At 50.2% G+C, this 22221-nt stretch carries 21 protein-coding genes; 12 read left to right on the plus strand and 9 right to left on the minus strand.

Going from position 1 to position 22221, the window contains the following annotated elements; translation table 11 throughout:
- Window positions 1–559: 559 nt before the first annotated feature.
- Window positions 560–820 (minus strand): MafI family immunity protein, encoded by a 261-nt coding sequence (locus CWS43_RS04880; RefSeq protein WP_101075814.1) that lies wholly within the window; start codon window positions 818–820, stop codon window positions 560–562.
- A gap of 347 nt (window positions 821–1167) precedes the next feature.
- Window positions 1168–2184, minus strand: a complete 1017-nt coding sequence (locus tag CWS43_RS04890) for an NADP-dependent oxidoreductase (RefSeq protein WP_101075815.1) — start codon at window positions 2182–2184, stop codon at window positions 1168–1170.
- Between the two features lie 90 nt (window positions 2185–2274).
- Between CWS43_RS04890 and CWS43_RS04895 the strand changes: the two genes are divergently transcribed.
- Together CWS43_RS04895 and CWS43_RS04900 are read left to right on the plus strand one after the other, a co-directional pair.
- A complete protein-coding gene (locus CWS43_RS04895) occupies window positions 2275–3177 on the plus strand; it encodes a LysR family transcriptional regulator (RefSeq protein ID WP_101076447.1) in 903 nt (300 codons plus the stop codon).
- 215 nt (window positions 3178–3392) lie between these two features.
- Window positions 3393–3806 carry an Imm63 family immunity protein gene (locus CWS43_RS04900; RefSeq protein ID WP_101075816.1) on the plus strand — a complete coding sequence of 138 codons (414 nt, stop codon included), beginning with the start codon at window positions 3393–3395 and terminating at the stop codon, window positions 3804–3806.
- Window positions 3807–4017: 211 nt separating this feature from the next.
- On the opposite strand, the gene CWS43_RS04905 is transcribed toward CWS43_RS04900, so the two are convergent.
- Entirely contained in the window at window positions 4018–4518 is a 501-nt protein-coding gene (locus tag CWS43_RS04905) for a hypothetical protein (RefSeq protein WP_369825852.1), read from the minus strand.
- Window positions 4519–5045: 527 nt separating this feature from the next.
- Here CWS43_RS04905 and CWS43_RS04910 point away from each other — a divergent pair.
- The 5 genes from CWS43_RS04910 to shiA all read left to right on the plus strand — a co-directional run bounded on the left by CWS43_RS04910 (window position 5046) and on the right by shiA (window position 9446).
- Window positions 5046–5957 carry a DMT family transporter gene (locus tag CWS43_RS04910; protein WP_101075817.1) on the plus strand — a complete coding sequence of 304 codons (912 nt, stop codon included), beginning with the start codon at window positions 5046–5048 and terminating at the stop codon, window positions 5955–5957.
- 1 nt (window position 5958) lies between these two features.
- Window positions 5959–6315 (plus strand): hypothetical protein, encoded by a 357-nt coding sequence (locus CWS43_RS04915; protein WP_101075818.1) that lies wholly within the window; start codon window positions 5959–5961, stop codon window positions 6313–6315.
- Between the two features lie 474 nt (window positions 6316–6789).
- Window positions 6790–7488 carry an RluA family pseudouridine synthase gene (locus CWS43_RS04925; protein WP_101075820.1) on the plus strand — a complete coding sequence of 233 codons (699 nt, stop codon included), beginning with the start codon at window positions 6790–6792 and terminating at the stop codon, window positions 7486–7488.
- A gap of 110 nt (window positions 7489–7598) precedes the next feature.
- The gene (locus CWS43_RS04930) at window positions 7599–7787 is read left to right on the plus strand and encodes a YjfB family protein (RefSeq protein WP_101075821.1); all 189 of its coding nucleotides are present in this window, start codon (window positions 7599–7601) and stop codon (window positions 7785–7787) included.
- Between the two features lie 339 nt (window positions 7788–8126).
- Window positions 8127–9446 (plus strand): shikimate transporter, encoded by a 1320-nt coding sequence (gene shiA / locus CWS43_RS04935; RefSeq protein WP_101075822.1) that lies wholly within the window; start codon window positions 8127–8129, stop codon window positions 9444–9446.
- Window positions 9447–9545: 99 nt separating this feature from the next.
- Here shiA and CWS43_RS04940 read toward each other — a convergent pair whose 3' ends face one another.
- Both CWS43_RS04940 and dhaR read right to left on the minus strand, forming a co-directional pair.
- Window positions 9546–10085: a DUF2058 domain-containing protein gene (locus tag CWS43_RS04940; protein WP_101075823.1), complete on the minus strand. Its 540-nt coding sequence runs from the start codon at window positions 10083–10085 to the stop codon at window positions 9546–9548.
- Window positions 10086–10143: 58 nt separating this feature from the next.
- The gene (gene dhaR / locus CWS43_RS04945; protein WP_101075824.1) at window positions 10144–12072 is read right to left on the minus strand and encodes a dihydroxyacetone kinase operon transcriptional regulator DhaR; all 1929 of its coding nucleotides are present in this window, start codon (window positions 12070–12072) and stop codon (window positions 10144–10146) included.
- 353 nt (window positions 12073–12425) lie between these two features.
- On the opposite strand from dhaR, the gene dhaK reads away from it, so the two are divergent.
- Genes dhaK through dhaM form a run of 3 tightly spaced genes read left to right on the plus strand, consistent with a single transcriptional unit; the run spans window position 12426 to window position 15589 of the window.
- Entirely contained in the window at window positions 12426–13496 is a 1071-nt protein-coding gene (gene dhaK / locus CWS43_RS04955; RefSeq protein WP_101075826.1) for a dihydroxyacetone kinase subunit DhaK, read from the plus strand.
- A gap of 10 nt (window positions 13497–13506) precedes the next feature.
- Window positions 13507–14145 carry a dihydroxyacetone kinase subunit DhaL gene (gene dhaL / locus CWS43_RS04960; RefSeq protein WP_101075827.1) on the plus strand — a complete coding sequence of 213 codons (639 nt, stop codon included), beginning with the start codon at window positions 13507–13509 and terminating at the stop codon, window positions 14143–14145.
- 4 nt (window positions 14146–14149) lie between these two features.
- Window positions 14150–15589 (plus strand): dihydroxyacetone kinase phosphoryl donor subunit DhaM, encoded by a 1440-nt coding sequence (gene dhaM, locus CWS43_RS04965; protein WP_101075828.1) that lies wholly within the window; start codon window positions 14150–14152, stop codon window positions 15587–15589.
- Window positions 15590–15685: 96 nt separating this feature from the next.
- On the opposite strand, the gene CWS43_RS27490 is transcribed toward dhaM, so the two are convergent.
- Window positions 15686–16018, minus strand: a complete 333-nt coding sequence (locus CWS43_RS27490) for a hypothetical protein (RefSeq protein ID WP_232776699.1) — start codon at window positions 16016–16018, stop codon at window positions 15686–15688.
- 10 nt (window positions 16019–16028) lie between these two features.
- Complete coding sequence (locus tag CWS43_RS27495) at window positions 16029–16295, minus strand: hypothetical protein (protein WP_232776701.1); 267 nt, start codon at window positions 16293–16295, stop codon at window positions 16029–16031.
- Window positions 16296–16603: 308 nt separating this feature from the next.
- On the opposite strand from CWS43_RS27495, the gene CWS43_RS04975 reads away from it, so the two are divergent.
- Both CWS43_RS04975 and CWS43_RS04980 read left to right on the plus strand, forming a co-directional pair.
- Complete coding sequence (locus tag CWS43_RS04975) at window positions 16604–18097, plus strand: AMP nucleosidase (RefSeq protein ID WP_255414154.1); 1494 nt, start codon at window positions 16604–16606, stop codon at window positions 18095–18097.
- Between the two features lie 114 nt (window positions 18098–18211).
- Window positions 18212–19642 carry an EmmdR/YeeO family multidrug/toxin efflux MATE transporter gene (locus CWS43_RS04980; protein ID WP_101075830.1) on the plus strand — a complete coding sequence of 477 codons (1431 nt, stop codon included), beginning with the start codon at window positions 18212–18214 and terminating at the stop codon, window positions 19640–19642.
- Between the two features lie 8 nt (window positions 19643–19650).
- Here CWS43_RS04980 and CWS43_RS04985 read toward each other — a convergent pair whose 3' ends face one another.
- Together CWS43_RS04985 and CWS43_RS04990 are read right to left on the minus strand one after the other, a co-directional pair.
- A complete protein-coding gene (locus CWS43_RS04985; RefSeq protein ID WP_198555796.1) occupies window positions 19651–20337 on the minus strand; it encodes a response regulator in 687 nt (228 codons plus the stop codon).
- A complete protein-coding gene (locus CWS43_RS04990; protein WP_101075832.1) occupies window positions 20337–21995 on the minus strand; it encodes a sensor histidine kinase in 1659 nt (552 codons plus the stop codon). Before CWS43_RS04990 ends, CWS43_RS04985 begins: the two co-directional genes overlap by 1 nt.
- Between the last annotated feature and the right edge of the window lie 226 nt (window positions 21996–22221).

Below are 22221 nucleotides of genomic sequence, written 5' to 3' on the forward strand. Positions count from 1 at the left end.
ATTACATCACAGGATATTACAGCCAGCTCAGACCTCATCAATATAATGGTGGTTTGACGCCGAATGAATCAGAACGATTGTTCTGGAAAAACTCTAAAGCTGTGGCCAGTTTTTGTTGACCACTACACCTGCTCCTCTTTATTTAACAAAGGATAAAGTTGGCCACGTCCGCCCTTGGCCCAAAGCAGTCCACAACAACTAGTCTTGGCTACCAAGGACGATATTTCGTCATATGTTGCGTATGGTTTTTCATTCTCGGGTGACCAATAGCCACCACTGCCATGATATGTTTCAGCTCCTAATACAAACTGAGTGCCGCAATGCTTACATACAAAATGATAATCAACGAGGAGCAGGTCAGCGAGGCCCGCAAGCGACGGCACGGCGCTCTGTGGCACACCTGCCAGACCGGGGTTTGACTTTGCATGAACACACATAACTGGGGCGGGTGGCGTAAACGGGCGAGACGAGAAGGAGCCTGCGACTGTGACCCGGCGCAGCCTGATGCAGCCGGATGGGCATAAAGCCTTTCTGCTGTGGCCGCAGGCCGAATCCCCTATCATGTAATTAATGCTTTTAAATGTCTTAAACTAATATCATCAGCATCTATTTTAAGCCCATTACAAATAAATATAGCTAAATCATATTCTGCCTTGTTTATCGGTACCTCATATTCACTTAGATGATCACAAACTGTTTCGAAGGCTAATCCCCTCTCACCATGATCTACATAATTAATTGCATCCTGAAGTAATTCATTATCTAGGCGATTCTTAAAAAGACTGCCAAAATATTTTATTTTTTCATCTAATTCAGTCATTTAATTACCTTGTATTTTTTTAAAGCTACTTGGCACTGGCGCATTATCAGGAGAAGCTGTAACAACCTTTCCTGTGGCTGGTTGATAAACAACCCTTACTCTCCTTACTCTCACTCCGTCTCTTACTTCATAAGAAACCCAGTTAGCAGGATTACCTTTGCTAGTATAAGTGCCTCCAGTACCAGTTTGAGCATTCCATTGAGTATTTGGTGATGTGGCAACGTCCGTTTCTGGCACACAGCAGACCATCGGACTGAACTGAAGGTCTGCTCTGAGCGAAGAGCAGACTGCGCTCGTAATAACGAAACGCTCTCAAACGGAACCAGGTTTGTTTGACCCATCCATATTCAGAAGTTTGTGAGCACAATTTTGCCCTGAATACTTCCTGATGAAACGCGCTTATGCGCAGCTGCGGCCATTGCCAGCGGGTAGGTACTATCAATGACGACCCGGATAATTCCCTTCTCCAAAAGGCGACCCGCTTCTGATAGTTGCATACCACTGGATCGTACCTGTGTTGTTGAAACAGTAATTCCTTTTTCGCCGGCCTCATCCTGCCCGGAAAACCCCAAAGGATTCACAAGAAACAGTGCTCCGCCTTGTTTGATCGTGCTCAGAAAGCGCTCCATGTTCGCACCTCCACCAGCGTCAATGACGAGATCGACATTTTTAACTACGGTCTCGACGGCTATTTTGGAGTAGTCGATGAACTCATCTGCGCCCAGGCCGCGTAAAAACACCTCATGGCGGGAAGAAGCTACGGCAATCACTCGTGCACCTTTCCACCTGGCAATCTGAACCGCAAAGTGCCCCACACCTCCCCCGGCACCATTGACCAGCACTGTCCGGCCTTCCAGTGGCACTGGCTTATGCGGGAATGGCTGGAATGGATTGGGTGCGTTATGCCCCAGTTCGACCAGGAACTGCCAGGCCGTGAGCAGTGACATCGGAGCACCCGCAGCCAGGGCATGTTCGATTCCCTGAGGTTTTAATGCCAGCTCAGACGCCGGAACACTCACATAATCGGCATAGGCACCGCTGCCTCTCATTACCTCTTCTGGAAAACGCACCATTGAATAAACTTCATCTCCAATGCTGAATTCGGAGACATTTTTGCCGACTGCTGCAACGACACCTGATACATCAGTCCCCAGGATGAGTGGAAAGACCGGATTGGGCCACCATTCAGGCGGAAGCGCCCGAAAACCTTCACGCAAATACCAGTCCGGCGGATTAAGACTGGCCGCATACACACGCACAAGTACTTCGTCATCTCCCGCAACTGGCCTGAGAACATCTTCATACTGCAGCATTTCCGGGCCACCAAACTCATGCAGTTGTACTGCTTTCATCATTTCAGCCATTACAATCTCACTCCAAAGGGATTTCGTGGACAGATAATATGGCTAATATTCATGATTGATAATGGGGCTCCATTTCGCTTTAATGTTGCCATGAAGGAACAAATAGGTTTTGAAAGACTCACGGGTCTTATTGCATTCGCGCGCGCGGGAGCTCTCGGTAGCTATACCGCCGCTGCCCGCTCGCTGTCAGTTTCGCCTTCAGCGATCAGTAAAAGTATCCAGCGCCTGGAGCAGCGTCTTGGCGTCACTTTATTCACCCGAACCACACGCTCACTGGTTTTGACTGCTGAAGGCCGTGAACTGCACGAACGAGCTCTGCGGTTACTGCGCGATGCGGATGAGCTTGAGCAGGTAGCAATGCGTTCGCGTGCAGAGCTCGCGGGGACATTACGCATTGCCGCATCGTTTCCGATCGCCCTGCATATGATCGCCCCTGTTCTCCCACAGTTTTGCGCACTTTACCCAAAAGTGACGATTGATTTACGGTTGAGCGATCATGTGATAAATCTCGTTGATGAGAGTATTGATATCGCCATCCGTCTCGGCGATCTTGCGGATTCAAATCTCCTGTCGCGTCGCCTTTCGCCCTATCAGATGGGCTGTTATGCTTCGCCTGAATATTTGGCCAAGTCCCCTGCGCCAAAACATCCGAATGACCTTACAGGGCATAAAACGGTCAATCTGCGTTACCAAAATACAGGGCAGATTTTTCGCTGGCCGTTCAGGGTTGGTGAACGGGAAATCGAAATTGTGCCTTCATCTGCTGTCATCGTCGATGCGAGCGAAGCCGTTATCGCGGCCGTTGTAGCCGGTGCCGGAATAGGAATGGCAACGAGTTTTATGGCGTCTTCTTTGGTAGAGAGCCATAAGTTAATTCCCGTATTAACGGATTTTTCTGTAGAACGGCATAATATTTCAGCCGTCTGGCATGAGAGTCGTCGTTCAAACCCTGCTGTACGTGCGTTTATAGCGCTAATGCTTGAACAGTTCTAAATACTCCCCTACCCGAGCCAATACCCATAGTCAGGCTCGCTCTTGTAACCGGCAGAAAGGCATGATATGAATCCTCAACACTCTCTTTGAACTGCTCTGTAACTTGCCTATAAATCAGACTCACGCAGCTATTTGTACGATAAAGCGGCTCATAGCTAATAGTCAGAGTATCGAAGCAAAGAATGTTTGGGATAAATGGTTAACAGAAAAAATCGATGAAAAACATTGAAGTGCTGCGAGCAGAACTTCTCGCAATCGGTGAGCGAATTGGAGGAGGAATAAGACCTAATCATTACTTCATCATCCCTGACAGACCTGATGGTGTGGCGACTCCATATCTGGAAATTCATGGCAAAGAATATCATTTCATTATCAATGAAAGAGGTACCGAAATAGAACGTAAAATCACCTTCAGTGATGATGAGATCCTTTATTGGTTTGTCGAGTGTGGTGTGGTTGGTTTGGCTTCCAAGTATGCGGCATTAAAAAGCACACCTGAAAAGGAATTCAGGGATATTTATTTCCGAAAACAATATAGTTTAATGCTCTCAATCAAAGCTGAATGGGCTACAAGGAAGCGTAAAGAATTCACAGAAATCCTTAGAGATCAAATTCACAAAGAAAATTAATTTTCACGAGTCATCAATACCAACGTACTGTTCTGCCTATGGCTACATAGCCCACCTCAACACATGCACCATCCGCCCATGACACTAAGCGGACAAGCTCATAGTCCTGAATATCCGCGCGAGGAGCGGGTATTTAACCACTATCACTTATTTGCACAGAAAAAATGATATCACTACCAGAGTCATTATGAATCATTTCAGGCGATTTTATTCACCTGTAGATAAATTCATATTTCACAATATACGTTCCGATTTTATTAACACGAGCCGTTACCCATACTCCTGTCATCCCTTGTTTGTGGTGGGCGTAAAGATAATCTTTATTTGTACAGAGCTGAATCCATCTGGAGGTGTTTTGATCTTTTAGCCAGATACCTGCCTCACAATGGCCATACTTGCCTCTTGACGGCCCAGGGAAGACAACTTCATATTCAGACTCATAGCCAATCACTTTGTCAGGAAAAAGATAAACATAGACATCATAACAGTTTAGGATCAGCACAAATCCCAGACAAAAACCGCCGGAGAAAGCGTTAAAAAGATATTTTAATGTCTTGTTGAAAGTGCGCAGATAACAAGCACGCACAAAACTAATGCAGCCAATAAACGCGCCAAATGAAATATACGTTATCCATTCAGGTACCGATTTTTGTAAAATCGTGTTTTTAGAAATACCTGATGCCCACAACATATACCAGAACCAGCAGCCCATTAAAATGCATATCACAGCGATAACGAACCATTTCCTGCATTTATTTTCGAAATAAATGTCATTACTCACTATCATATTCCCTTATGTATCAATATTAACTTTAGTGAAATCTTTCATGTTGAGCAGGTGCAGAACAGTGGGTGACTACCTGGTCGTGGCGAACCGGTATATTAACTCATCTTCTAACGCCTGAAGCAAATGTAGCACAGTATACCGGCCCGGTTACAGATAGAAAATGGCAGAGAATTTATCTCTAAGTCGTTGGGAAAACTGACAGTTGAAGGACTGCGCGTTAAAATTATACAATGCCGAGCAGGGTTTTAATAAAACATTAAACCGTTTTTTACAACGGTTGCAGAATCAAAACCCCACAATAAAAAAAATTGATCTCGATCATCATGATTGGCCCGGTTAGAGCGCAAGTTAAATTTTTGCGGCTATTGTGGATATATATCAGTGATAACCACGCACATATATAGTAACCCAGTATTATTAATTCATATTAAAGGAGGAAGACGTTTTTGTGTATGAATAAGAAAAATTTATTAATATCTCTACTGGCGATAATATGGGGAGTAAATTTCCCCATCAGCAAGTATGTATTGATGGACTTTACGCCTTACGAAGTCAGGTTTATCTCTGGTCTTTTGGGAATGGTACTTACTTTGCTTTTTCTTTTTAAGTTCAGATCAGAGTTTAATCGTATCAGGTCACTTTTATTAGGGTGTGTGATCAGTTTTCCAGTTATGGCGATGGTTCCGGCGCTGAATGTACTTTCCCTTAACCATATAAATAGTTCTACAGCATTAGTGATTATTTATATAATGCCAGCAATAACCTCTGTAATTTTATTTATTATTAACCGGGACTGGCATCACCCTGCCCTGCTCTTACCTGCTTTTTTTGCAGCCTTAGCTGTTTTCTCGCTTAATGACTTTAACATTAAGTTCGGTACCGGAGAGATAATTATTATTATTAGCGCAATTATCTGGAGTATTGGGAATATCTTAATAGGGAAATTTAAACAACATTCAGCAGGTATTTTTCCATTCATGACACAAATGTTCTTTGGTTCTATGATTACTATGGTTTTTTTTGATTACTTCATTGACCATCAGCGACTCATGATGAAATTGGAAAGTGCTGGCATGCTTAGAATTTCTGCATTGCTATTTGTCTGCGGGATAGCAAGTTGTCTGGCTTTTCTTTTCTGGAATAACCTTATTACTCATTACGGAGCTGAATCCGCGAGTTATTCAGTGCTCATATCTCCGGTCGTAGGTGTATTTATCGGGGTGTTCATATCGGGTGATGCTTTCTCTTTTAATGTTATCACCGCATTAATTTTTATTATTATTAGTATTTATGCACAACAAAAAATTTCACGACGAATAAACCGTGAACCTGCAAATAAGAGACTATTAAACAACCAGAGGTAATATGTCGATAATAGATTTGATAGACAAACAGTTGGATGCTTACACCAAAAAAGATATTGAAGGACTGGTTTCTTTCTACCATGAGGATATAAAATTCATAAAAATCGATGATTGGACAGTGGTTCTTAACGGTAAGGCGGAAGTGATAAAGAATCATCAGGAAAAAATATTCTCCCATCAGGATTTAGACGTTAAGATAATATCCAGAATTGTGTTAGATGATTTACTCATTGACCTGGAAAATGTCTCTGGCCTGAATACGCCATTTTCAATAACAATATACAAAGTCCGTGATGATAAAATTTATGAAATATGGTGTAAAAATGGAATCGATGCTCATCATATCTCCAACTCATAACCATACACTATTATCTAATTACACGGGTGTTTGAGGCAATCTAACTACCGCCCCTGTTTACCCATGACGTCCCGCTGTGGCCTTTCTTATAAAAAGAATCCGCTGTACGAAATCATGTCGATTCAGATATGTTAGTTATGATATTTACAGACGGGACTTAATCATGGACGGCCAGATACTTCTCAAGATTTTTTCCGCATTAGCCGCAATTGTTTCGGTTTGGCTGGATTTCAGGCCAAAAGAAAAAAGATATAACGCCGATCCGTCGATAGCCTCGGCTGACGCCAGTGAACGTCATGCCTGGCGCTATTGCAGATGGGGTTTCCGGATTGTGCAGATCATAATAGGGGTCTGTCTCCTGTGGATGGTAATCAAATTTATACTGACATAATGGAGCCTCTGGCAGAGTTGAAATAATAGTCTGCCAGCGGGAAATTCGGTATTATCCGCTCCCACTCCCTATCCGGCAGCCTGATGTCTACGATCACCGATACCTTTATTGCCCCGCCATGCCATGACGAGATAGAGATCCTCAGTCAGGATGACCATCTGCTGATTATCAATAAACCCGCAGGGTTGCTCAGCCTTTCGGGTAAAAACCCGCAAAATCTGGATTCAGTGCATCACCGCCTGGTGAAGATATTCCCCGGCTGTACGCTGGTCCACCGCCTTGACTTCGGGACTTCCGGGCTGATGGTGATTGCCCGCAATAAGGCGATAAATGCCGCGCTTTGTCAGCAGTTCAGCCAGCGCACGGTGACCAAAGTCTACAGCGCGCTGTTATGCGGGCATCTGGATCACGACGAAGGGATAATAGACGCAGCGATTGCAAAAGACCCCGCGCTGTTCCCGCTGATGTCGATTTGTGAAATCCACGGCAAACCCGCCCGCTCCGGCTATCGGGTCATTGAGCGCTTTTATCGGGAACGGGAAGATGGCGTGCCGCTGCCACTGACGCGGGTACAGCTCATCCCGGAAACCGGGCGCACGCATCAGCTTCGTATCCATTGCCAGCAGCTGGGTCACCCTATTTTGGGCTGCGACCTGTATGGCGGCCGTCTGTTGCCGGGTACCGGACAGATACCGCGACTGATGCTGCACGCCAGTGAGCTGGATTTTATCCATCCCATCAGCGGGGAACGGTTTAAAGCCCGCAATGCCAGCCCGTTCTGAAAGCGGTGCAACTTCCCGCTAAAGTTGCTCGGGAAAATGCCGATAACACTGCAAGGCCAGCTTCAGGCCACGAGCAGTTCCTTTTTCGTTGTATTGAACAGGAGAGCAAAATGGATGTATCGCAAATTGCGTCACTGGCCACCGGTCTTAATAATCTGGATCTCAGCACTAAGGTGAATAACCTCATGCTAAAGAAAACGTTGGATAACCAGCAGTCTGCGGCAAGCAGCCTGATTGAGTCGATCCCTCAGTTGCCTGCTAACCCGGCGATCGGACGCAATATCAACACCACCGCCTGAGTGGTCGTTTAGCAAAGCGTGACTCGTGGAATTCTTCGACGAGATAATATTCTGCTCCCTTCTCAGGGGAGCAAGTTAAGCCACGCTAACATCCTATGCCGCTGTGCAACGCACGCCTTCTCTTCGTTTCTCCTCCGTCACCGGATAATTAACTGCGCATCCCCGTTCCCTGAGTTAAATTCCCCCTTTCGTGCAGGCTGCTTTGCAAAAGCGTTTTAACCTGGCGGCTGTCGCTGTAGTCTCTGTAGCGGCTTTTATTTTGCTGCTTAAGATGTCGGCATTTTTTACCTATTTTAATAACTAGAAATTTTAGAAATTTGAGGAACGGACAGAACAATTATGGACTCCACGCTCATTACCCCCCGCCCCGATAAGGAGACACCTTCAGTTAACCGCGCACGCCGTGCTGCCTGGGGCAGTTTCGCCGGTGCGGTGGTCGATTGGTTCGATTTTTTGCTCTACGGCATCACCGCAGCGCTGGTATTTAACAGTGAATTCTTTCCGCAGGTCGACCCGGCGATGGGTACGCTGGCCGCTTTTGCCACTTTTGGCGTCGGTTTTTTGTTCCGCCCTCTCGGCGGTATTGTCTTCGGCCATTTCGGCGACCGTCTGGGCCGCAAACGAATGCTGATGATGACCGTCTGGATTATGGGCATAGCCACCGCATGTATCGGTATTCTCCCTTCGTTTTCCGCCATTGGCTGGTGGGCTCCTGCCCTGCTGGTGACTTTGCGCGCGATCCAGGGGTTTGCCGTGGGCGGCGAATGGGGCGGCGCGGCACTGCTGGCCGTTGAAAGTGCGCCCTCCGGCAAGAAAGCGTTTTACAGCAGCGGGATCCAGATGGGGTACGGCGTAGGCCTGTTGTTGTCGACCGGGCTGGTATCACTGATAAGCAGCATGACCACCAACGAGCAGTTCCTGAGCTGGGGCTGGCGTTTGCCGTTCCTGTTCAGCATCGTGCTGGTGCTGGGCGCGCTTTGGGTCCGTAACGGTATGGAAGAATCCGTCGAGTTCGAACGTGCTCTGGTTGAGCAGCCTAAACAGACCAAAAAACGTCTACCCGTGTTTGAAGCGCTGATACGCCACCCTGGCGCATTTTTGAAAATCATCCTCCTGCGTCTGTGTGAATTGCTGACGATGTACATCGTCACCGCGTTTGCACTTAACTATTCAACGCATAATCTGGGGCTGTCCCGTGAGCTGTTTCTGAATATCGGGCTGCTGATCGGCGGTATCAGTTGCCTGACGATCCCGCTATTCGCCTGGATGGCCGATCGCTTCGGGCGTCGCCGAATCTACATCACCGGCGCATTTGTCGGTGCGCTGAGCGCGTTTCCCTTCTTTATGGCGCTGGATGCCCGTTCCATTGCCGGCGTGGTGGTTTTCTCGCTGATGCTGGCAAATATCGCCCACGATATGGTGGTGTGTGTCCAGCAACCTATGTTTACGGAAATGTTTGGTGCCGGTTACCGTTACAGCGGTGCGGGCGTGGGTTATCAGGTGGCGAGCGTGGTGGGGGGTGGCTTTACGCCTTTTATTGCCGCCTCGTTACTGACGTTATCCGGGGGTGAATGGCATTACGTGGCTCTTTATCTGATGGCGGGCTGTTTGCTCTCGGCCCTTACAGCGATATTTATGAAGGCGCCACAGCCACACTGACCGGCAGAACGCCTGCAAAAAAGCCCGCTCAAGGAAACTTAAGCGGGCTTTTTGATCATGGACGCCTTGTGTGCCCGCCCGTTCCGGGAGCGAAAGGGATTACCACATCAAATCATCAGGCACTTTGAAATCAGCATACGGATCTTCCTCGTCCTGTTCTTCCTGGCTCAGTGCGCTGTTTAACACGATGCTGTTTGCATCACGCTGCGCAATTTTATCAGCGACGCTGGCGGGGATAATCGCATATTCACTTTCGCCGCTCTTATCTGCGACCAGGCGGGCAATCGCAAGACGCCCGTTAATGAGCTGAGCCTGCGTTGTCTTATCGACGAACATCTTTTTAATCAGATTATTATCGGTAAAGTTAAAACCAATATCGCCTTTTGAAATGTCGATCCTGTTCATTTCAATCAGCTGTTTCACCTGCGCTTTATACTCTTTCGACAAGGCGGCTTGTTTTTGCTGTTCGTTAAGCTGCTTGTCACGCTCAAGTTGGGCTTTTTTGTTTTCTTCGACAGCGGCTCTCGCCTCACGCGTCTGAACGCGAGATTTTTTAGCCGTTCTCTGGACTTTGTCCATTTTTTTGCTGGTCACGAGCCCTGCTTTTAGCAACTGCTCTTGTAAGGTGAGTTTTGTCATCTTCGTTTCTAAATCCGCTGAATAATTTCCTGGATTATACCTGCAAATTTAGCCGCAATCAGTTCGAATGACTGCGTTTAAACTGGCTGGCATCAATATCGTATTGTTTCATTTTTCGCCACAGCGTGGTTCGCCCGATGTTGAGCAGTTGAGACATTTCCCTGATCCGCCCGCGGGTGACACGGGCTGCGTGGATAATGGCTTCTTTCTCGATTGAGGAAAACGTGAGGCTGGCGGGCATCAGCGTTGACGGGTTATCACCCGCCAGACGTTCGGAAAATAAATATTCAGGCAGATGGCTCAGGCGTATACGGCCATTTTCGCTGCTGATGGCGATATTTTCAATGACACTGCTGAGCTCAAAATCATTACCAGGCCAGGAATAGGCCACCAGTTGCGCCAGCGCGTCGTCGTCAAGCTTCAGTTTTGACGCGAAGCGTTTTTCCAGGCTGCGCAGCCGGTTATGCACCAGCGATGGAATGCTGCCGCGCCGCGCCCGCAGCGGCGGGATAACAATCTCGAATGAATGCAGGGCATAGTAAAGCTGGCGGCTGAAGCGGTTTTGTTCAACCAGCGCAGAAAGGTCCACCGTCGTGGTCGCAATCACTTTGACACTGACCGGGATCAGCCGCCGCGCATCAAGCCGCGTCAGCACGCCCTGTTTGATCACCTGCAATAGCCCCGACTGCAACTCCGGCGCCAGATACTCTATTTTTTCCAGGAACAACGTGCCGCCGTTGGCCAGCTCCAGACGGCTGAGCCGGCCTTTGGTATCATCGGTGGGCGCGTTACCCATGAAATCCTGTGCCAGCGCATTGTCGGCATAAAGCTGGCAGTTCACCGCAATATACGGGCCGTCGGCGCATTCGCTTTCATTGTGAATAGCCTGACTGAGCAACTCTTTGCCCACGCCCTCTTCCCCGCATAACAGTACCGGAAAACTCCCCCGCGCTGCCTGGCGTCCGAAATGGATTAACCGGCGCGATTCCTGATCACCGGCGGGCATCTGCCCGAAAGTATGGCTGACTTTGCCAAGCTGGCTGGTCATCAGCTGGCGCATTTGCTCCACCGGATGCAGCAGCATAATAAAGCTTATCCCCTGCTCTTCCACGATCGGCTTGAGAGTAATGACGGCGTCGATAAACTGACGCTGGCTTTCAAACGTGACCTCGGTGTGATTAAGCGCGCGCGCCTGTTTGATGGCGCGGCGCAAAAGCGCAGGCAGCGTCACCAGCTCGCTGAGGTTCTTCCCCTGGCTGACCTGCGCATCCAGATGTAAAAGCGTGGCAGCCTGAACATTCAGAAACTGCAAAATGCCCTGCTCGTTCCACGCCATTACGCCGTCGTCCATGCTTTCCAGCAGGCCGTACATCTGACTGAGATGCCGGTTCGACTCCGCCAGCAGGCTGTCGGTAATAAGCGAATTACCCACCTCGCGGGCGACGGCCAGCGTCAGGGACAAATCGGACGACGCCTGCTGTTCATTCAGGCAGCACAGGGAGATCGAACCCGACAGCCGTCCGTGGTTATCAAATACCGGCGTGGTGCTGAATGACCACGGATGAAGCGCCTGTTTGAAATGCTGTGCGCCGCTGGTTTTTACCGGCTGACCCAGCAAGGACGCCAGCGACAATGCGCAGCTCCCGATAATGCTTTCAGCGCAATAACTGCCGGCCAGAAAACCTAAATCCGCCAGTTGCGCCAGCGTCTGCGGATGACCGCAACGGCACAGAATACAGGCCGATTCATCCAGAATAAGCAGTGCACAAGGCCGGTTATCCATGTATTCCCAGGCATCTTCCAGCGCCGCCTGGCCGATGGTCAGCAGCGTCGTTTTACGCCGGCAAATCGATTCAAACGTCAGCCCCTGCGCCTGATGCGGCGGCTGCCAGCCTTCGCGCGGCATAAACCGGTCGCAGCGCTGCCATGACCGCGCGATAAGCGAAGGCGTTTCTTCTTTTCCCGCATCTTGTTCCAGGCTTGTCATAACCTTTCCCGCAGTTGCCCTGATTTGAAATTTTCGAAAAAACAATGCGTTCCCTGATGAAACGCAAAACCACAAAAATCGTTTTCCCGCGCCCGTATCATTGCCGCGAAAACCTGCGGGAAAATAGCGCTGCATCCCAGTTTTGCCTTTCCCTTTCCGAAAATGTTCCGTTCAGAAACAAAAATGCCTGTTTCATGTTCCATATTGGAACCTGTTTCTCCGTAATTCCTTTTGCTGTTTATTCATCCAGAATCATTCTACCGGGTCGGCAACAATGCCCGGTAACCCTACGCATGATGACTGCCACCGCGCATAAGGGGCAGCATCAGATAACCTCCGACGGAGTACGCATAATGAAAAAGCTCATTAACCGTGTAGAAGATGTGCTGAGTGAACAGCTGAGCGGGCTGGTCAAGGCCCACCCCGAACTGAAGCTGCATCAGGATCCCGTTTATGTCACCCGCGCCGATGCCCCCGTGGCTGGCAAAGTGGCGCTGCTTTCCGGCGGCGGCAGCGGTCACGAACCGATGCACTGCGGTTTCATTGGTCAGGGGATGTTATCCGGTGCATGTCCTGGTGAAATCTTCACCTCCCCGACGCCGGACAAAGTGTTCGAATGCGCGCAGCACATTGACGGCGGCGAAGGCGTTCTGCTGATCATCAAAAACTACACCGGCGATATCCTTAATTTCGAAACGGCCGCAGAACTGCTGCACGAAAGCGGCGTAAAAGTTTCCACGGTGGTGGTGGATGATGACGTTGCGGTAAAAGACAGCCTGTATACCGCCGGGCGGCGCGGCGTTGCCAACACCGTTCTCATCGAAAAACTGGTGGGTGCCGCCGCTGAACGCGGGGATTCGCTGGAAGCCTGTGCCGCACTGGGGCGAAAGCTCAATAATCTCGGCCATTCCATCGGTATCGCTCTCGGCGCATGTACCGTGCCCGCTGCCGGGCAACCCTCTTTCACGCTCAAAGATGACGAAATGGAGTTCGGCGTCGGGATCCACGGCGAACCGGGCATCGACCGCCGTCGCTTCGCTTCTCTCGACCAGACTGTTGATGAAATGTTCGATACGTTGCTGGAAAACGGTACTTACAGCCGCACGCTGCGTCAGTGGGATCCCGCACAAGGCAACTGGCAGGATGTACGGCAAGGTAAGCAGGCGCTGAGCAACGGGGATCGCGTTATTGCGCTGGTCAACAATCTGGGTGCTACCCCCCTGTCCGAACTTTATGGCGTTTACAACCGCCTGGAATACCGCTGCCTGCAGGCCGGTATCCACATCGAACGCACGCTGGTCGGTGCGTACTGTACGTCTCTGGATATGTCAGGGTTTTCCATCACGCTGCTGAAAGCCGATAACGACACGCTGGCGCTGTGGGATGCGCCGGTACATACCCCTGGCCTGAACTGGGGAAAATAAGGAGCAACGCATGTCACTAAACAGAACACAAATCGTCAGCTGGCTCTACCGCTGCGGCGATATCTTCACCCGGGAAAGCGATTTCCTGACCGGGCTGGATAAAGAAATCGGCGATGCCGATCACGGCCTGAACATGCACCGTGGTTTCAGCAAAGTGGTGGAAAAGCTGCCCTCTGTTGCGGATAAAGACATTGGCTTTATCCTCAAAAACACCGGTATGACGCTGCTTTCTAACGTCGGCGGTGCCAGCGGCCCGCTGCTCGGGACGTTCTTTATTCGCGCCGCGGCGGTGACCCAGGCGCATCAGAGCCTGACGCTGGAAGAGCTGACCGGGATGATCCGTGAAGGCGCGGAAGGTGTTGTCAGCCGGGGTAAAGCGGAACCCGGCGATAAAACGATGTGCGACGTCTGGCTGCCGGTGGTTGATTCGCTGCGTCAGTCGTGCGAACAGCATTTGTCCGTAATTGCCGCACTGGACGCCGCCTGCGAACGGGCCGAAGCCGCCGCACACGCCACCATCACCATGCAGGCGCGCAAAGGTCGCGCCAGCTATCTGGGTGAGCGCAGCATCGGACATCAGGATCCGGGGGCAACATCCGTAATGTTTATGATTCAGATGCTGGCAGCCGCAGCTAAAGAGCAAGGATAACGCGATGGTAAACCTGGTGATCGTTTCTCATAGTGCCCGGTTGGGCCAGGGCGTCGGGGAGCTGGCCCGGCAAATGTTGACAGGCGATGGCTGCAAGCTGGCTATCGCCGCCGGTATTGACGATACGGATAATCCGATTGGTACGGACCCGATTAAAGTGATGGAAGCCATTGAGTCCGTCGCCGACACCGATCATGTACTGGTGATGATGGACATAGGCAGCGCGCTGCTGAGCGCCGAGACCGCACTGGACTTGCTGGATCCGGCGATTGCCGCCAAAGTCAGGCTGTGTGCGGCACCGCTGGTCGAAGGCACGCTGGCCGCTACGGTCAGTGCGGCTGCCGGTGCCGGTATCGACAAAGTGATTAGCGATGCGATGAATGCCCTCGAGGCAAAACGTGTTCAGCTGGGTTTAGCACCGCAGACGCCGCCATCGCCGGAGGCGGCTTCTTTTGCCGATGACCGCGACGCGCTGTCTGTGACAGTGGTTATCCGAAATACGAACGGTTTGCACGTTCGCCCCGCTTCGCGTCTGGTGTCCGCACTTGCCGGTTTTGATGCCGAACTGGTTTTAGAAAAGGGCGGAAAACGGGCGACGCCAGATAACATCAACCAGATCGCGCTGTTGCAGGTGCGTTGCAATGACACACTGAAATTGCTGGCCCGCGGACCGCAGGCAGACGCCGCGCTGGCCGCATTTACCGCGCTGGCGGCCGAAGATTTTGGCGAAAGCGCGGAGATCGCGAAAGCAGAAAACCCTGCGCCTGCCCCTCCCCTTACCCGCGTGGAAGGCAGCGCCGTGCTGTGGGATTTACCGCATCAGTTACCCGGCCTGCAACCCTGTGCGGACGTTTTGCAGGAACAGCGCAATTTAATGCGCGCCATCGAACTGACGCTTGACGACCTGAACGCGCTTACCGTGTTGGCCGAAGAAAAATACTCCGCTGATATAGCCGCCATCTTTTCCGGCCACCATATGCTGCTTGATGATGCCGATTTATATGAAGAGGCATGCCGGATCATCAGCGAAAAATATTGCAGCGCCTCGTGGTCGTGGGATTCCGTTATGACAGATCTCAGTAAACAGTATCGTCAGCTCAACGACAGCTATTTGCAGGCGCGTTATATCGATATCGAAGATTTGCGAAACCGCACACTGGCGCATCTGTCGGGAAAATCCGTCGCACAACCGGCCATCATCTGGCCCGCAATTATTATCGCCGACGACATTTTTCCCTCAACGGTTTTGCAGCTCGATACACAGCAGATTAAAGGCATTTGCCTGCGTGCGGGAAGTGACGTTTCCCACAGCGCAATTATTGCCCGCGAGGCCGGTATCGCGTTTCTCTGCCAGCAATATGATGCGCTAAAAAATATTATTCCCGGCGACGGGCTGACGCTCGACATGGCGCAAAAACGCGTTATCCGCCCGCATGCCGGGTAAATATCGTTGGAAACCTTTGTACAATACCCGTCGGGAAACTGGCGGGTATTATGCGCGGATAACTAACAATCAAACTCATTCATACAAGCAAAAAGATTAAATGACGGCTGTGCCTTTTGTAAACCAGGGTTGTTGTCCGGCGCAGTTTTGAATATTCAATATGTCCACATGCTTAAGCTGTTTCCTGCCTGCACTATCATTAACAATCTGATAGACCCTCAGATATTTCCCTGTTTCGGGATCCTGATTATGAAAATCCACCGTTGCATAATAGAAAGCACCAGGCTGAGGTTTGAAAGCAATGATGCTCTCCGAAACAGCAATTTTAGGCGCAAAGAAATTCTTAGCGCCGGTTTTACCGGTATAGAGCACTCTTATCGCGAGGTTGTGATTGGTGCTGACCCAAAATTCCTGACTGCCTTTTCTCATGCCTTCAGCTTCAGGAATGCCTATTTTTTTTACTCTCAGATAATCCACTATTCTCAAAAATACTTCGCGGTACAAAACCATTATTCTTCGAATATAAATCAACGCAGTCTTTAGTTTCCGGATATACCCTGACCTGACTAAAATCAATATTAAATGCAATTCCCGCTTTTTTATCCCCAGTATAATCCGTTAAGTTCTTATTGTAGTCATGTATTGTAGAAAGTGTTGAGCAGCCTGCTAATAACAAAACCCCGATAATTCCCATAAAACGTTTCAATCGAAACACTCCTGTTTAAACTTAAATTTTGTCTTTTCTTTTTCATCATCAGTTTTCCTCTGCCGGGAAGTAAGATAATGCTATGCGTATCATAATATGGCCGTCAGGGAGATCCAGTAAGGTATTGATGAACCTAATCTATTGCTAAAAATTTCTACTAACTCAATTTTTTATAGCGATTAATTAAACCCGAATAGTGACATCAGAATCCCCATGCTGTTGCTGACTGCCTCTCACTCTTCGCTCATAAAACCATCATCCGGCAACTACCCATCAATAAAACATTGGCGGCACCGGCCAGACACGCCATATTTAGAACGAATGATGATGAACGAAGCACAAAGGAAAAGCGTATGGATAACCAGTCCCTCACCGCTTCACAGGCGATTGAGAAGCTCGAAGAAATGTACAACAGCTCAGTGGCCGCACTGCGGGATGCCATTAAGGATTTCATCGTTCAGGGAACGTTGCCTGACGCCGGTGCACGCGCTGCCGGATTATTTGTGTATCCTGAATTACGCGTCAGCTGGGACGGCGTCACACCTGCCAAAAATCCGACGCGGGCCTATGGCCGTTTTTCGCATCCGGGCCGCTACGCCAACACGATCACCCATCCTGAGCTGTTTCGCGATTACCTGCTGGAACAGCTTTCCCTGCTCGAAGACGAATATGACGCGCTGATTGAAGTGGTGCCATCGCAGCAGGAAATCCCTTATTCGTACGTCATTGACGGTTCGGATTTAATGCTGGATCGCTCGATGAGCGCCGGGCTGGCCAAACATTTCCCGACGACCGAATTGTCGCAGATTGGTGATGAAACGGCTGACGGCCTGCAATATCCGGGCGATACTTTCCCGCTGTCACATTTCAACGCACTGCGTGCCGATTTCTCACTGGCGCGCCTGCGTCATTACACCGGCACACTTATCGAACATTTCCAGCCGTATGTGCTTTTCACCAATTACACCCGTTACGTTGATGAGTTTGTCAGCTGGGCCTGTGCGCAAATCGCCGATCCGGACAGCCCGTATGAAGCGCTGGCCTGCGCGGGCAGCGTCTTTATCACCGCTGAGACGCAAAACCCGGAACAGGCAGTCTCTGATCTGGCGTGGAAAAAACACCAGATGCCCGCCTATCACCTGATTGCCCGTGACGGCGCAGGGATTACGCTGGTTAATATTGGCGTCGGCCCGGCTAATGCAAAAACCATCTGTGATCATCTGGCCGTTCTGCGTCCGCACGTCTGGCTGATGATTGGTCACTGTGGCGGTCTGCGCGAAACGCAGTCGATTGGCGATTACGTGCTGGCGCACGCTTATCTGCGTGACGATCACGTTCTGGACGCGGTTTTACCGCCGGACATCCCGATCCCAAGCATCGCCGAAGTGCAGCGCGCACTGTATGACGCCACAAAAATGATGAGCGGCATGCCGGGCGAGGAAGTCAAACAACGCCTGCGCACCGGTACCGTCGTGACGACCGACGACCGCAACTGGGAGCTGCGTTATGCCGCTTCAGCACTGCGTTTTAATCTCAGCCGCGCGGTTGCGGTAGATATGGAAAGTGCGACAATTGCTGCACAGGGGTATCGGTTCCGTGTTCCCTACGGCACATTGTTATGCGTCTCAGATAAGCCGTTGCACGGCGAAATCAAACTGCCGGGGCAGGCGAATAAATTCTACGAGGGCGCTATCTCCGAACATCTGCAAATCGGCATCTGCGCCATCGACCTGCTGCGTGCCGAGGGGGATCATCTGCATTCACGCAAATTGCGTACCTTTAACGAACCGCCTTTCCGTTAATTCTTTTTTAACAATTTAATTAGAGCTTTGGATGAAAAAGACTTTGCATAATGCGAAGTCTTTTACCATCATAATTTAAAACGCTGTTCTACTTTCTGCCACTCTGGAATTCTCTTGCAAAACGTCATCGTCTCTTTGCGCAAAGCCATCGAGCGCACGCCCTGGTACCCCAAACGGCGTTCTTACCGTACTTTGTTCTGGCGCGAAATCACGCCCCTCGCCGTCCCGATTTTCTTTGAGAATGCCTGCGTCCTGCTGATGGGCGTACTGAGTACTTTTCTGGTCAGCTGGCTGGGCAAAGAGGCGATGGCCGGCGTGGGTCTGGCTGACAGCTTTAATATGGTCGTGATCTCGTTCTTCGCGGCCGTCGACCTGGGTACTACAGTGGTGGTTGCTTTCAGTCTCGGCAAGCTCGACCATGAGCGCGCCCGCGCGGCAGCGCGTCAGTCACTGGCGATCATGACTATTTTTGCCGTCCTTCTGGCGGTGCTTCTCCAGTTTTCCGGGCATGTCATTATCGATATGATTGCCGGTAATGCTGAACCCGAAGTGAAAGAAATGGCGCTTTCGTACCTGCAAATGAGTAGCTGGAGCTATCCGGCAGCAGCCATTGCGCTGATAGGTTCCGGTGCCCTGCGCGGTGCCGGTAATACCAAGATCCCGATGCTGCTCAACGGCGGGATGAACATCCTCAACCTGGTCATCAGCAGCGTGCTCATATACGGTTGCTTCGGCTGGCACGGTCTGGGCTTTATCGGTGCGGGTCTGGGGCTGACCATCGCCCGCTACGTCGGCGCTATTGCCGTTATTTTTGTGCTGGTGATTGGCTTTAACCCCTCACTGAAGATCTCGCTGAAAAGCTATTTCCTGCCGCTTAATACCAATATTCTGCGTGAAGTGCTGGGTATTGGCATCCCTGCCAGTATTGAGTCCGTATTGTTCAATGGCGGTAAGTTGCTGACGCAGGTATTTGTCGCAGGCATGGGGACCAACGTGATTGCGGGTAACTTTATCGCCTTCTCGATTGCCGCCCTGATTAACCTGCCGGGGAACGCCTTAGGGTCAGCTTCGACCATTATTGTCGGCACCCGTCTGGGCAAGGGGCAAATCGCCCAGTCAGAACGTCAGTTGCGTCATATATTCTGGTTATCTACCTTCGGCCTCTGCGTACTGGCCTTCCTTTCGGTCCCCTTTGCCGGCGTTCTCGCACGGTTTTATACCAATGAGCAGGATGTCATCGACGTCGTTAAAATCCTCATCTGGCTGAATGCCGCCTTTATGCCGTTCTGGGCTGCATCATGGGTCTTACCGGCTGGCCTGAAAGGCGCACGCGACGCCCGCTTCACGATGTATATCTCCATGCTCGGCATGTGGGGCTGTCGCATAGTGTTCGGCTACTTCCTCGGCATCGTCCTCGGTTTTGGCGTCGTGGGCATCTGGCTCGGGATGTTCCTCGACTGGATTGTACGTGGGATATTTTTCTACTGGCGTATGGCCAGCGGCCGCTGGCTGTGGAAATACCCTAAAGTGAAAAAAACCGGATAAACAACGCATTACGCCCGCCGGTACATCCGGCGGGGATGTCCGATTTTTCCGTAGAGCATTTCCACCCGCAAATCGCCTTTTTGCACACAGTGTTCCAGATAACGCCGGGCAGTGGTTTTACTCAGACCTGTTTCACCTACCACCTCATCCACCGAAAAGCAGCGCTCTGCCTCCTGCATAAAAATTCTTTCCACCAGATTCAGGGTATTTTCCTCAATACCCTTATTCCCCGCTTTAGGTGTGAAATCCTTCGCCTGCAGCTGATATAAACTGTCAACGTTTTGCTGATCCACAACCTTCCAGGCGCGCTGGGTCTGGCTAAACTGGATAAAACGCTCCAGCGACTGTTGCAAACGATTCCACGAAACCGGTTTAAGAATGTAATCAAAAGCCCCGCAACGGATCGCCTGACTGCAGGTATTCATATCGCTGGCTGCCGTAATAAAAATCACCGAGCAATTGGTTTTCTTGAGCAGATCGTTTTCAATCAGGGAGATGCCCTGTCCGTCAGGTAAATAATTATCCAGCAGCAACAACTGCGGACGCTTTTCTTCAATGAGCACTCTTGCCTCTCGCAACGTAGAGGCAACCCCAACCAGCCGTAACCAGCGATGGTTATCGATAAGTTCGGCATATAACTGTGCCAGCTGGTTTTCATCTTCCACAATCATTACGTCAATCATTTCCGCTTGCATCATTTACTCTCTTCCAGTTCTTTCGGCCAGATGGATACCGGCCCACAGCCCGTCGTCATATCGTTAGCGTTTTTTGGGATAAAGACAGAAAAAACCGCTCCCGTCGGTGAGTTATCTGAAACCTCAATACTTCCCCCCGCATGGCTGACATAGCTGGCAACCAGATGCAGCCCCAGCCCGTGGTCCCCTTCAGGCTTCGAAGTCACTCCAAGTGAAAAAATTCGCTCCCGCCATTCTGGTGCAATGCCAATACCGTGGTCAGCGACTTCAATCACCAGTTCATTCGCAGCACAGACGATATATACCTCGACCGGCTCAGCCTCACAGCCGCGCAACAGGGTTGCTTCGATGGCGTTATCCAGCAGATTTCCGATAACCGACATCAGCTCAGTTTCACTGAGCGTTGCGGGTAAGCGAGCTAACCTGCAGGCCGGGTCGAAAACCAGCTCGACGCCCTTTTCCCGCGCACGGGCATATTTACCCAGTAACAGCCCGCATAGCTGGGGCGAGCAGAATCGGGCAGAAACGAAATCCAGCAATTCCTGCGCACTTTCGGACTGCGCTTCGATGTAGCGGATCGCTTCGTCGTAACGGCCCATATGCAACAAACCAGCAAGCGTTGCAGTCCAGTTCAGTTGCTCATGGCGCATCACCCGCAGATTGTCGGCATATCGCTGAACCTGGCTGAGCTGAATACTAAGCCGGTCAATATCGCTGCAATCGCGGAAGGTGATCACCCAGCCCTGCAACTGGTTTTCGAGCATGATCCGCACACGGCTGGCAATTACCGTCAGGTTATTAAACAGGCAGATTTCATCGTGAATATCTTTTTCCAGCATCACCTGAGGATTAAAAAAACTGACCGGCGCAACAACGTGTTTAAGCGGCTGTCCACGCAATTCGCGCGAAGGCGTATTCAGGCCCAGCAGCTTTTTAGCCGCCTGATTGATCACAGCAATACGGGATTGCTCATCAATCGCGATCACCCCTTCGTAAATAGACTCCATCAGCGCTTTTTGCTGACGAACCAGCAGACCAATGTCCCGCGGCTCAAGCGAAAACATCTGTTTTTTGATAGAACGGGAAAAAAACCAGGAGAAGGTGAACAGCGCCAGCAGCAACGTCGTCGCCGTCAGTAAAATACTGATGACTTTCTCTGTCGTCAGGTTATTGATATGGCTGGTGAGATAACCGACAGAAACGATGCCGATAACTTTACCCTCCGCATTGAAAATCGGTGCCTTGCTGCGCAGCGACAACCCGATGCCGCCCAGCCGGATAGTGGTGATACTTTTCCCTGCCAGCACCTCAGTATTGTCGCCACCAACCAGCATTTCGCCCACACGATCAGCATAGATTGAGTGAAACAGATGTACCGCGTTGCCATCCCCAATCACCATATAACTGGCGTCACTGTGCGCAGAAATATTCTTCATTAAACTATTAATTTTTGAAAAATCCCTATTTTCAACTGCCGAAATTAAAGAAGGAATAAGTGCAATTTCCTCCGCCTGAACTTTTGCCCGCACCCCCATATCTTCATATAACTGGCGCTCTATATCATGGTAATAATAAATACCCACGATCGAAAAAAGTGTTACGAATAAGACAACCAGGTAAGTAAACAACTTAATCTGAAAGGAGAACCGGAACCGCATAGGAGAACCCATGATTTAAAAAATAATAATAACAGTGGCAAAACTTTACCATTTCGAAATATTCCCGCCAGCGTTGAAAACAAAAGTTGCGAGACGTGCCGCAGAACAAAATCAGTCACCACAAGCCATGCAGAGCAATGCCCATTATTAACAACATGTATTTCACCATATATTAACAGGAATAATATAATTACAAATAACACCATAAAAACCACAGGCCGATATA

The organism is Rahnella sp. AA, assembly GCF_002834385.1.
GTDB lineage: Bacteria > Pseudomonadota > Gammaproteobacteria > Enterobacterales > Enterobacteriaceae > Rahnella.